We start from the raw sequence: 12,897 nt of genomic DNA, 5'->3' as shown, positions 1-12,897 counted from the left end.
TAATCAGTGTGCTAGACTCTAGCCAGATTCGATTTTTGGAGATCCATAATGAAACCAATTCTACCTGACTACAGCCAATCAGGCGTTCTTGTTGTCGGTGATGTCATGCTTGACCGTTACTGGTATGGTCCGACTGGCCGTATTTCACCAGAAGCGCCCGTGCCCGTGGTAAAAGTAGAAAATAACGAGGAGCGTCCTGGCGGTGCTGCTAACGTTGCAATGAACATTGCTTCGCTTGGTGGTCATGCTCATATCGTTGGTTTGACTGGAAAGGATGAACCTGCTGAAGTGCTAAAAAATACCCTAGGTGCACTAAAGGTTAAGTGTGACTTTGTTGAGTTAGAAGACTATCCAACGATCACCAAACTGCGTGTGATGAGCCGCGGTCAGCAGTTAATTCGTCTTGATTTTGAAGACAAATTTGAAAACACTGACCCTGAGTTAGTTCTATCTCGTATGGAGCAAGCGCTACCAAATGTCCGTTCGGTGATCTTGTCAGATTACGCGAAAGGGGCATTGGAGCACGTACAGGCTTTTATTCAGAAAGCACGTGCAGCGAATGTACCGGTATTCATCGATCCAAAAGGTGCTGACTTTGAACGTTACCGTGGTGCGACTTTACTTACGCCAAATATGGCGGAGTTTGAGCTTGTTGCTGGTAAGGTAAAAAATGAGGAAGAGATGATCGAAAAAGGGCTCGCACTTATTGAAGAGTTTGATTTCGATGCACTACTTGTGACTCGTAGTGAACATGGTATGACATTACTACGCAAAGGTCAGGCGCCATTCCACCTACCAACTCAAGCGAAAGAAGTGTACGACGTGACTGGTGCAGGTGATACGGTTATTTCCGTTCTTGCTGCTTCTGTTGCTGCAGGTAAACCATTAGATGAAGCCTGTGCATTAGCAAATGCTGCCGCAGGTGTTGTAGTTGGTAAGCTAGGTACATCAACCTTGTCGACAATTGAACTAGCGGAAGCGATTCACGGTAGCCAAGATACAGACTACGGCGTTATCTCGGAAGCGGCACTGGTTAAAGCGGTGAAACGCGCTCGTGCTAAAGGTGAGAAAGTAGTTATGACTAACGGCTGTTTCGATATCCTTCATGCGGGCCATGTTTCTTACATGAACCATGCAGCGGAATTGGGTGATCGCCTGATTGTGGCTGTGAATACCGATGAGTCTGTTAAACGCTTGAAAGGTCCAGGTCGTCCTGTGAATCCTACCGATCGTCGTATGGCGGTATTGGCGGGTTTAGGTGCGGTTGATTGGGTTGTTCCTTTCTCTGAAGATACACCTCAACGTTTGATCTCTGAAGTGCTACCAAGCATTTTAGTAAAAGGTGGTGATTACAAACCTGAAGAGATCGCAGGTGGTGCGGAAGTGATTGCTGCGGGTGGTGAAGTTAAAGTACTTAACTTTGAAGATGGTTGCTCTACCACTGAAATCATTCAAGCGATCAAAGGTGGCCGAGGCTAACTTTAGCTCTGATTACCCTGCTTAATGGATAATAAAAATGCCGCTCAATGAGCGGCATTTTTGTAGCTGTAGCTAGCGTAATTTAGAATTACTTGCTTGCGACTTTTAGACCTGCGTTTACATCAACGATGTCTTGCTCGCTTAGCGTACCAACTGCTTGACGTAGCTGAAGTACACTTAGGATGTAGTTGTAACGAGCGTCTGAAAGGTTTTTGTTCGCATCGTACAGACGACGAGTTGAGTCTAGTACGTCAACGATAGTACGAGTACCTACATCGAAACCTGCTTCTGTCGCTTCTAGAGCTGACTGAGCAGAAACAACAGATTGTTCATAAGCGCGTAGAGCACCAATTGAAGCACTGATGTTGTTATTGAATGCACGTACGTCTTTAACAACGCTACGGTAAGTTGCTTCTAGATCTTCACTTGCTGCAACGTAGTTGTATTCAGCCTGTTTGGTTAAAGAAGTTGTGTTACCACCTGTGTATAGAGGTACAACTAAGTTCAAACCAATGTTCAGGTTATCTGCATCGTAATCGTTTTGGCTGTTAGAACTGTCAGTTTGTTCTGAAAGACCATAGCTACCATCTAGCGTTAGGCTTGGCAGGTGACCAGAGCTTGCTAGAGAGATGTTGTCTTTTGCTACGTCTTGAGAGATACGCGCAGCTAGTAGGCTAAGGTTCTTTTGCTCGGCTTGCTCAACAAGTGCTGCAGCTGATTCTGAAGACTTGCTTGCTGAGAAACGGTCAGTATCTAGGATACTTAGCTGAGAGTGCTCTTGGCCTGTAATTTCACGTAGACCTTCGTAGCTGTTAGTCAGAGTGTTCTCTGCCAATACTTCATCTGCTAAAACGCCATCGTACTGAGCTTGCGCATCATGTACATCGGTAATTGCAGAAAGACCTACTTCAAAACGTTGCTTAGTTTGCTCAAGCTGACGAGCAACAGCTGCTTTTTCAGCACGAACAAATTCTAGGTTGTCTTGAGCACGAAGTACGTCGAAGTAAGCTGTCGCTGTACGTAGAATCAACGCTTGTTGTTCTGCTGCATATGCTGAATCAGCCTGACGAGCCGACTTCTCGGCGGTATCTAGAGTGATCCATGAAGAGCGTTGGTATAGCTCTTGGCTAAACCCAATGCCAACACCCCATTGGTTGTTGTCATTGCTCATATCACTACGATCACCACGGTTGATGTCGTAGTTTGCTGTTAGGTTAATTTGCGGTAACAAAGAGCTACGGCTTGACGTTACTGCTTCAAAAGCGGCATCGCGCTGCGCTGCTGAACGAAGAAGCTGTGGATCGTTCTGTTTTGCTTGGTCATAAACTTCAGCTAGCGTATCAGCGAAAGCTGATGAACTCAGGCTGCCAATTGCTGCACTGATAAATAGTGGAAGCAGTTTTTTCATTTTCCTATTCCTGCCTTTAATAGAATTTTCTTTAAAAGAGTTTAACCCAGTTTGGTGGTAATTTACTCGAAACTTTGCACTTTTTTACATTTAACTGTCCACTTGTGCAATATTTATTTTTTAAAACTTAACTTTAATTGTAAGTTTTATATAAAAAGTTGAACCTTATCCTTGGTAGTTAACTCGGACAATGAGTAAACTATAAAGATCACTTAGTGAGGTACCAAATGCAACAGTCTGACAATCAACGACATGAGTTTACTCCACAAGATGTGGAAATAGTCTCAAAAGAGACGCTGTTTCGTGGTTTTTTTAAAATGGTTAAGTACACATTTAAGCATAAGCTGTTTGAGGGAGGCTGGAGCCAACCAATTGAGCGTGAAATGTTTGAACGTGGTCATGCTGCCGCTTTGTTACCTTATGATCCCGTGCGTGATGAAGTCGTGATCGTCGAACAGATCCGTGTTGGTGCTCTCGAACATGAGCACCCGTGGCAATACGAAATTGTTGCCGGGATTATCGATACCGATGAATCACCACAAGATGTGGCTCGTCGTGAAGCGATGGAAGAAGCTGGAGTCGAAGTCGGATCTGTGCTGCCTATCACTTCGTATTACCCTTCATCAGGCGGCTGTTCAGAGAGGCTTGATGTTTTTGTTGGTTGTATCGATGCCACGACAGCCAAAGGGGTACACGGGTTAGATTACGAAGGTGAAGATATTCGTGTACAGGTGATGAGTCGTGAAGCGGCTTATCAACTGGTTAAAGATGGTGTGTTTGAAAATGGGGCCACGATCATTGCGCTGCAGTGGCTACAATTGAACTACCAAGAATTACAGTCAGAGTGGGTAGCTTAACGTTATGCCAAATATAGCGGTCAAGAAACCGTATCATGTTGATCTTGCTGAATTGATGCGAGTCTATGAGACGAATTATGCCAAACTAAACGCTTTACTACCGGTTGGGCATGAGGTTGGTGATGTCCGCTGTTACCAAGCCGTTAATATGGTGTATCAATTGACAGTGAATGAGGTCACAAAATACACCACATTAATAGATATATGTCAGAGTGACGCGATGCCAGTGTTTCCTTTGCCAAAAATGTCTGTCAGGCTATATCACGACGCTCGAGTTGCAGAAGTGTGCGCCAGTGGGGATTTTTCGCGAGTTAAAGCGAAATACGACTATCCCAACACTAAGCTTCTGCAAAAGGATGAGAAATTTCAATTGAATAAATTTCTTGGGGAATGGTTAACGTTTTGTTTAAAAACTGGTATCAGCCGTAGCCCTATTGCCTTTTAATTGAGCTTATTTAAGAACACTTTTAACGTCTAAACAGTAACGTATCTGGATTTGTTATTTTGGAATTATCACACACTTCAAAATTTGATGAGAGCAGTATTAAGCTTGTGCAGCTAACGGATACGCATTTATTTGCGCCGAGCAATGGCAGCTTACTAAGCATCAACACTCAAGATAGCTTTCGTGCTGTAGTCGATGGCATTGTTAGTCAAGGCTTTGACTATCAAGCGATCTTAGCGACTGGTGACATTTCTCAAGATCACAGCGCAGAGTCATACCAGAAATTTGAATCAGGGATTCAACCGTTAGAGAAGCCGTGTTATTGGCTACCTGGAAACCATGATTTTAAGCCGAATATGGGCAGTGTTTTACCATCACCACAAATTCAGTGTGTTGAACATGTATTGCTAGGCGAGAGCTGGCAAATGATCATGTTGGACTCTCAAGTTGTTGGCGTTCCACATGGACGCCTTAGCGATCAACAACTTGATTTGCTTGAGCAAAAGCTGGCGGAATTCCCTGAACGCAATACTTTGGTTTTGTTGCACCACCATCCGTTGCTAGTTGGCAGTGCATGGCTTGATCAACACAATTTAAAAGATGCTGATCAGTTCTGGGATGTGGTTCAACAGCATTCTAATGTCAAAGCGGTATTGTGTGGGCATGTTCATCAAGACATGAACCGAGAACACCATGGTGTACAAGTTATGGCAACTCCGTCGACTTGTGTTCAGTTCAAACCGAACTCAGATGACTTCGCTGTAGATACCTTATCTCCTGGCTGGAGAGAGATTGAACTGCACCAAGACGGTACGGTGAGTACTCAAGTTCGTCGCTTACCTAACGGACAATTCTTACCTGATTTTGAAGCTGCTGGTTATTAATGAAGGTAGCTAATGATGCCTGAACCTATCGAGCAAACTGCAAAACCATCACTGCTTCTCTATATTCATGGCTTTAACAGCTCATCTCGCTCTCACAAAGCGACGGTGATGACTGAGTATTGCGCCGAGCATCGTGCGGATATTAAGGTACTAACACCTCAATTGCCTAGCTTCCCGCAGCAAGCTGCACTTTACCTGCAGCAGCTGGTGGAACAATACAAAGATCAGTACCAGATCGCACTGGTTGGCAGCTCGTTAGGAGGCTACCTTTCAACTTGGCTCAACAGCCACTATGGCTTCAAAGCGGTTGTAGTAAACCCTGCGGTGAAACCATATGAGTTACTTGTCGACTACTTAGGTGAGCAAGTAAACCCATACACAAATGAACGATATGTCTTAGAGACTAAGCATATCGATGAGTTGAAGGCATTAGATGTTCCGGCTATCACAAAGCCAAGTGACTTCTGGTTACTTCAACAAACGGAAGATGAAGTTCTGGATTACCGACAAGCGGTAGAGAAGTATCAAGGTGCAACCCAAACAGTAGAAGAGGGTGGGGATCATAGCTTTGTTGATTTTGAACGCTACCCACAGCAAATCATCACCTTTCTAAACCTATAACCTGTTTTCTTCACTGAGTCGTTGTCTCTCTTTTTGCCTGTTATTTCATCTATCAATGGTGAAATATCATAGTTTGATGTCTTAGTTTTTGAACTAGCTTGACATCATTAGTCAGCTTCCAGACTATATTCCCCAATACTTCGCTCGTTCGCTCTGCTATGACGGTTCATAGTAATGATTCTGCTTTAGTGAAACTGGAGCCAGCGAACTGACGCAAACTTTTTGAGTAAACTCCGTATTATGACTGAACAATATAATGCAAAAGACCTCGAGGTACTTGAAGGTCTCGACCCTGTGCGACACCGCCCAGGTATGTATACCGAGACAGAAAGACCGAACCACCTTGCCCAAGAAGTCATTGATAACTCGGTCGATGAAGCACTAGCGGGACACGCTAAGAAAATCAAAGTTGTGCTTCATGCAGACCAATCATTAGAAGTTACCGATGATGGTCGTGGTATGCCTGTCGATATCCACCCTGAAAAAGGCATCTCAGGTGTTGAGCTGATTCTAACCAAGCTCCACTCAGGTGGTAAGTTCTCGAACAACAACTACAAGTTTTCTGGTGGTTTGCACGGTGTAGGTATCTCGGTAGTAAACGCGCTATCTAAACGTGTTGAAGTTACGGTTCGCCGTGAAGGTCAAGTTCACGAGATCGCACTAGAAAACGGTAAAGCGGTTACTGAACTGACGGTTACTGGTACTTGTGGTCATCGTAATAGTGGTACATCAGTACATTTCTGGCCTGATCCTAAATACTTTGATAGCTCTAAGTTTTCAACGCTTCGTCTGATCAATAATCTGCGCGCGAAAGCGGTACTTTGCCCGGGGTTAGAAATTACCTTCAGCGACAAAGTGAACAACGAAGAACACAAATGGTTCTATGAAGATGGCCTAAAGGACTATCTTGCTGAAGGCGTAAAAGGTTATACCTTATTGCCTGAAGAACCTTATGTTGGCGAATTTGTTGCTGAAACGGAAATGGCGAACTGGGCGATCATCTGGCAGCCAGAAGGCGGCGACATGATCACCGAGAGTTACGTGAACTTGGTACCGACTAAGCAAGGCGGTACGCACGTAAACGGTCTACGACAAGGTCTGTTGGATGCAATGCGTGAGTTCTGTGAATTCCGTAATTTATTACCACGTGGCGTTAAGCTAACGGGTGATGACATCTTCGACCGCTGTTCATACGTGCTATCGGTGAAGATGCAAGATCCTCAGTTTGCAGGTCAAACAAAAGAGCGTTTATCTTCTCGTCAAACTGCTGCATTTGTTTCTGGCGTTGTAAAAGATGCCTTCAGCCTATGGTTGAATGAAAAGCCACAACTGGCAGAGCAGTTAGCGGAAGCTTGTATTGCCAACGCGCACCGTCGTATGCGTGCGAGTAAGAAAGTAGTACGTAAGAAAGTCGCATCTGGCCCTGCACTGCCGGGTAAGCTAACCGACTGTTCAGTTCAAGACTTGAATCGCACTGAAATCTTCTTCGTGGAAGGGGATTCGGCGGGTGGTTCTGCTAAGCAAGCTCGTGACCGTGAGTTCCAAGCGGTAATGCCACTACGCGGTAAGATCCTAAATACGTGGGAAGTGTCGGCTGACCAAGTGTTGGCGTCTCAAGAGGTACACGATATCTCAGTCGCTTTGGGTATTGACCCAGACAACGACGACTTATCAGGCCTGCGTTACGGTAAGATCTGTATCCTTGCCGATGCGGACTCGGATGGACTTCATATCGCGACACTACTATGTGCACTATTCACTCGTCACTTCAGCGCTCTTGTTGAAGCGGGGCATATCTATGTAGCCATGCCGCCACTGTATCGTATCGACTGCGGTAAAGAGGTGTTCTACGCACTGGATGACGATGAAAAAGATGGCGTACTTGAGCGTCTGTCTAAGAAGAAATCCAAAATCAACGTACAACGATTCAAAGGTCTGGGTGAGATGAACCCACTTCAGCTACGTGAAACCACCATGGATCCAAATACTCGTCGCCTTGTTCAATTAACCATTGATGACAACGAAGCGACTCTTGAGATGATGGACATGCTGCTAGGTAAAAAACGCGCTGATGATCGCCGTACATGGCTACAGACTAACGGTGATATGGCCGAGGTATAATGGATGTCTAACGAAATTACATTTGATGGCGTTGAACAATTGCCAATGCGCAAGTTCACCGAAGACGCCTACTTAAACTACTCAATGTACGTAATCATGGATCGTGCATTGCCTTATATCGGTGACGGCCTTAAGCCAGTACAGCGTCGTATTATCTATGCGATGTCTGAGCTTGGTCTATCTGCCGCTTCGAAGTATAAAAAATCAGCACGTACCGTTGGTGACGTTCTAGGTAAGTATCACCCACACGGTGACTCTGCTTGTTACGAAGCCATGGTTCTAATGGCGCAGCCGTTCTCTTACCGTTACCCATTGGTTGATGGTCAAGGTAACTGGGGTGCTCCTGATGACCCGAAATCATTTGCAGCGATGCGTTATACCGAAGCAAAACTGTCTAAGTTTGCTGAGGTACTACTTGGTGAATTAGGCCAAGGTACGGTTGAGTGGCAACCTAACTTTGATGGCACGATGAAAGAGCCACAAATGTTGCCTGCGCGTCTTCCTCATATCCTACTTAACGGTATTACTGGTATCGCGGTAGGTATGGCGACAGACATTCCACCACATAACGTGCGTGAGATTGCTGATGCGACGATTAAGTTAATCGATAGCCCGAAAGCCGAGCTATCGGAGATCATGGAAAGCGTACAAGGCCCTGACTATCCAACAGAAGCTGAGATTATTTCTCCGAAGTCGGATATCGAAAAGATCTACAAAACGGGTCGTGGCAGCATCAAGATGCGTGCAGTTTGGCATAAAGAAGGCTCTGATATTGTTATCACCGCTTTGCCTCACCAAGTTTCGGGCGCTAAGCTACTTGAGCAAATCGCTAACCAGATGCGCGCTAAGAAGCTGCCAATGGTTGATGACCTGCGTGATGAATCGGATCACGAGAACCCAACGCGTATCGTAGTGGTGCCTCGTTCGAATCGTATCGATTGTGATCAGTTGATGAGCCACCTGTTTGCTTCAACGGATCTTGAGAAGAACTTCCGTGTTAACTTGAACATGATTGGCCTAGACAGCCGCCCTCAAGTTAAAGGTTTGGTTCAAATCCTGAAAGAGTGGATTGAGTTTCGTCGCACAACGGTTCGCCGTCGTCTGCAACACCGTTTAGATAAAGTGCTAGCACGCCTACACATCTTGGAAGGTTTGTTGGTTGCTTACCTCAATCTTGACGAAGTGATTGAGATCATCCGTACCGAGGATGACCCTAAAGCGGTTCTGATGGAGCGCTTTGGTATTACTGAGATCCAAGCTGACGCTATCCTTGATACTAAACTTCGTCACCTTGCTAAGCTGGAAGAGATGAAAATTCGCGGCGAGCAAGATGAGCTAGAGAAAGAGCGTGAGAAGCTAGAGAAGCTACTGGGCTCTGAGCGTCGTCTAAACACACTTATCAAGAAAGAAATTCAGGCGGATGCTGAGAAATACGGTGATGACCGTCGTTCTCCATTAGTTGAACGTGCTGAAGCAAAAGCGATGACTGAGCGTGATTTGGTGCCTAGCGAACCAATCACAGTAGTGCTTTCTGAAAAAGGTTGGATTCGTCATGCGAAAGGGCATGAGGTTGACGCTGAAGGCTTGAACTACAAATCGGGTGATAAATTCCTAGCAAGTGCTAAAGGCAAGAGTAATCAGCAAGCGGTGTTCCTTGGCAGTGATGGCCGAAGCTACTCCCTTGAGTCTCACTCATTACCATCTGCGCGAAGTCAAGGTGAGCCAATTACTGGTCGCTTGAATATCAGCGCGGGCACTTCTATTCGCCAAGTGGTGATGGGAGAAGATGACCAGCTATGGTTGGTTGGCTCTGATGCGGGTTACGGCTTTGTTTGTAAGGGTAGCGATCTGCTGTCTAAGAACAAGAGCGGTAAAGCTCTGGTTAACCTACCGCAATCTTCAGAAGTGATGGCGCCTAGTCCGATTGCTGATTTGGAAAGTAACCAGATTCTAGCGATTACTAACCAAGGCCGTATGTTGTTGTTCCCAATTAAAGACCTACCTCAATTGAGCAAAGGTAAGGGTAACAAGATCATCAACATTCCTTCTGCAAAAGCCAAAGAGCGTGAAGAGTTTGTATCGCACTTGATGGCTATTCCTGAGAATGCAACGCTGACCATCTACGCAGGTAAACGTAAGCTTGGCTTGAAACCAGCGGACCTTGAAAACTTCCGTGGTGAACGTGGTCGTCGCGGTGGTCTACTGCCAAGAGGCCTACAACGTGTGACTCGCATTGATATCGAAGAGCCAAGTGACTCGTAAAGGCACTTGATGCTATCTTCGGATAAAAGAAAACCCAGCCTGTGAGCTGGGTTTTTTGTATTTGTTTATTAGCAATTTACATCTAGTCACTTGAACATCTTAGCCACAGAGACTTCTCTATAGGCGAGTATCTTCAGCAATCGTTACTTTAAGGGTCTTGCTTTCACCTTGGCGCAAGATGCCGACATCGATCACCGTACCTGGACGTAAATCAGTAACGATGTCCATCACGCTCTGACGTCCATTCACCTGATTATTGTTGATGCTGACAATAATGTCTTGAGCTTCAAAACCTGCATCCGCAGCCGGACCATTTGGATCGATACCCAGCACCACAATCCCACCGATATTCTTAGTACCCAACATGCGAGAGGTGACGGAGTTAATATCTTGCCCGTCGATACCGATGTAACCGCGAATCACACGACCATCAGCAATGATCTTTTCCATGATTTTATTGGCAAGTGGGTAGGGGATAGCAAATGAAATTCCATAGGTTTCCATGTCAGTCGCTTGTTGAAAAGAAGCCGTATTGATGCCGACCAACTCACCTTGTGAGTTCACCAGTGCACCACCAGAGTTGCCTTCATTGATCGCAGCATCGGTTTGGATAAAGGCTTGATGACCGTCAGCGCTGATCGAAGAGCGACCTGTCGCCGAGATGATGCCGAAGGTAGTAGTTTGACCTAGGTTGTACGGGTTACCGATAGCCAATACCACATCGCCAACGTTAGCTTTGTAGTTCGGGTTGAGTGGAATAACTGGAAGGTTGTCGCCGCTGACTCTGAGTATCGCGATATCGGTGCGCTTATCTGAGCCAACTAATTGTGCAGCAGCCACTCGGCCGTCTTGAAGTGCTACAACAATTTGGTCAGCTTGAGCCACAACGTGGAAGTTGGTAATTATGTAGCCTTTTTCGCTGACGATTACCCCAGAACCTAAGCCTTGTGTGAGGAGTTTGTTGCGATCACTTTCTGCGTATTTACGGCTATAAATATTAACCACCGCTGGCGCAGCGCGGCGTACAGCTTGGTTAAATGAAATCTGAAGAGAGCCAATATTATCGACTTTGGGATTAGTCACATCTGCGACAATCGCTGGCCTTAGGCTAGGAAAGGCTAGAAGAATCAGCGCCGCTGAAACGAGTCCAAGGGAAATAGAACGAAATAGAAAGGACAGCATGTTTCCCTCTTAGACAGGTAAGGTATTGAGCCTCCACGCATGGGTGACTAGTTTGAATTACTTGTGAAGCATAGCATTTTGATTCATCTAAATAAAAGGGAGACTGAGTAAGTTTAAAGCAAACTTACAAAGTCTCCCTGTGTTTATGTCGGTGAAGTAGCTATCGAATTACGAGGTAGATGGTTCTATCGCCTCGTTGGATATTGAGTGCTAATACGCCTGGTTGTTTTTCAACAATCGCTCTAAACTCAGCGAGGTTTTTAACCGGCTGACGGTTCACTCCAATGATGATGTCATCTTTTAGAAGTTGATAAGCTTCTGCCGGAGAGCCTTGAGCGACGCTTGATACTTTCACGCCAGTTGCGGGGTCATTGCTAGTGGTGTTGGTAAGCTCAGCGCCAGTTAAACCTTCGTGAAGTTTCTCAGCTTTGGTTTTGCTATTGGTTGACTCACCAAGCGTGACATCGAAGGTTTTATTCTTACCATCGCGAACCACACCTAACTCGATCTCTTTGCCTGCACCGAGCGTTGCGACTTTTGCTCTTAACTCGCTGAAGGTATCGATGCGTTTACCATTAATAGAGACGATAATGTCACCCGCTTTTAATCCAGCGTCATCAGCGGCACTGTCTGGCACAACTTGGCTAACGAAGGCGCCTTTGCTGGATTCATAACCTAATGCCTCTGCTAGTTCTGAGGTGATCTCACCACCTTGAACGCCAAGCATGCCGCGTTTAACTTCACCGAAATCGATAATCTGTTCTGTCAGGTTTTTCATCATGTTGGATGGAATTGCAAAGCCGATGCCGACATTACCTCCGTTGGGGCCAAGAATGGCTGTGTTGATACCAATCAGCTCACCGTTTAGGTTCACTAGCGCGCCACCTGAGTTACCGCTGTTGATAGCGGCATCGGTTTGAATGAAGTTTTCGAAGTTTTCGAGATTGAGGCCGCTTCGGCCAAGTGCAGAAACGATACCTGATGTCACGGTTTGGCCCAGTCCAAATGGGTTACCAATCGCCACAGTGAAATCACCGACTCTCAACTTATCGGAGTCGGCGAGTTTTATCTGAGTCAGATTCTTGGCTTTTTCTAATTTTAAGAGGGCAATATCGGACATCTGGTCACCGCCGATAAGCTCAGCATCGTATTCACGTCCGTCATGAAGTCTTACTTTGATATCATCGGCACCATCAATTACATGATAGTTGGTGACGATATGGCCTTTCTTGGCGTCAATGATCACGCCTGAGCCTAACCCGCGAAATGGACGCTCACGAGTTTGCTCTGGGCCAAAAAAGAATTGGAATTGTTCAGGGATTTGCTGACGTTGTACCTGTTTGCCTTCAACGGCGATACTAACCACAGCGGGGGTCACTTGTTCAAGCATAGGCGCAAGGCTTGGTAATTGTTCATTACCCACACTTAATGGTAGTGCGGCGGTTGCTTGAATGGGGGTGATGATTGAACTTAAGCTTAAAGTCAGTACAGATAAAGCAAGCAAAGGTTTTTTCATCATAAACTCCTCTCTAGTTAAGGTCTTACCCCTCTCATTACGTCTAAGACGTATGAGAAGTTTCAAATGACCTGAGTGAAAGTTATGACTCAAAAACCTTTGTAAAGTTCACCTAAGTGTTA

At 45.7% G+C, this 12,897-nt stretch carries 10 protein-coding genes; 7 read left to right on the top strand and 3 right to left on the bottom strand.

The genetic code is table 11. The features are described 5' to 3' along the window. Positions 1-48 precede the first annotated feature (48 nt). Entirely contained in the window at positions 49-1,479 is a 1,431-nt protein-coding gene (hldE, locus tag L0991_11320; GenBank protein XGB61994.1) for a bifunctional D-glycero-beta-D-manno-heptose-7-phosphate kinase/D-glycero-beta-D-manno-heptose 1-phosphate adenylyltransferase HldE, read from the top strand. Between the two features lie 88 nt (positions 1,480-1,567). Here the strand turns inward: hldE and tolC are convergent, their stop codons facing one another. Further along, entirely contained in the window at positions 1,568-2,887 is a 1,320-nt protein-coding gene (tolC, locus tag L0991_11315; GenBank protein XGB61993.1) for an outer membrane channel protein TolC, read from the bottom strand. 227 nt (positions 2,888-3,114) lie between these two features. On the opposite strand from tolC, the gene nudF reads away from it, so the two are divergent. The 6 genes from nudF (at position 3,115) to parC (ending at position 10,077) form a co-directional block, all read left to right on the top strand. Continuing rightward, positions 3,115-3,744: an ADP-ribose diphosphatase gene (gene nudF / locus L0991_11310; GenBank protein XGB61992.1), complete on the top strand. Its 630-nt coding sequence runs from the start codon at positions 3,115-3,117 to the stop codon at positions 3,742-3,744. A gap of 4 nt (positions 3,745-3,748) precedes the next feature. Continuing rightward, on the top strand, positions 3,749-4,189 hold the full coding sequence (locus tag L0991_11305) for a DUF1249 family protein (GenBank protein ID XGB61991.1): 441 nt from the start codon (positions 3,749-3,751) through the stop codon (positions 4,187-4,189). 59 nt (positions 4,190-4,248) lie between these two features. Then, positions 4,249-5,073 carry a 3',5'-cyclic-AMP phosphodiesterase gene (cpdA, locus tag L0991_11300; GenBank protein ID XGB61990.1) on the top strand — a complete coding sequence of 275 codons (825 nt, stop codon included), beginning with the start codon at positions 4,249-4,251 and terminating at the stop codon, positions 5,071-5,073. A gap of 15 nt (positions 5,074-5,088) precedes the next feature. Continuing rightward, complete coding sequence (gene yqiA / locus L0991_11295; protein ID XGB63894.1) at positions 5,089-5,694, top strand: esterase YqiA; 606 nt, start codon at positions 5,089-5,091, stop codon at positions 5,692-5,694. A 240-nt stretch (positions 5,695-5,934) separates the two neighbouring features. After that, the gene (gene parE, locus L0991_11290; GenBank protein ID XGB61989.1) at positions 5,935-7,815 is read left to right on the top strand and encodes a DNA topoisomerase IV subunit B; all 1,881 of its coding nucleotides are present in this window, start codon (positions 5,935-5,937) and stop codon (positions 7,813-7,815) included. A gap of 3 nt (positions 7,816-7,818) precedes the next feature. Further along, complete coding sequence (gene parC / locus L0991_11285; protein ID XGB61988.1) at positions 7,819-10,077, top strand: DNA topoisomerase IV subunit A; 2,259 nt, start codon at positions 7,819-7,821, stop codon at positions 10,075-10,077. A 117-nt stretch (positions 10,078-10,194) separates the two neighbouring features. Here parC and degS read toward each other — a convergent pair whose 3' ends face one another. After that, positions 10,195-11,259, bottom strand: coding sequence for an outer membrane-stress sensor serine endopeptidase DegS (degS, locus tag L0991_11280; protein XGB61987.1), 1,065 nt, complete (start codon positions 11,257-11,259; stop codon positions 10,195-10,197). Positions 11,260-11,419: 160 nt separating this feature from the next. After that, the gene (locus tag L0991_11275) at positions 11,420-12,775 is read right to left on the bottom strand and encodes a DegQ family serine endoprotease (protein XGB63893.1); all 1,356 of its coding nucleotides are present in this window, start codon (positions 12,773-12,775) and stop codon (positions 11,420-11,422) included. Between the last annotated feature and the right edge of the window lie 122 nt (positions 12,776-12,897).

It is taken from the genome of Vibrio chagasii (genome assembly GCA_041879415.1).
Classification (GTDB): Bacteria; Pseudomonadota; Gammaproteobacteria; order Enterobacterales; family Vibrionaceae; genus Vibrio.
Note: the sequence above shows the minus strand (reverse complement) of the source record. Positions and strands in the feature narration are given on the sequence as shown.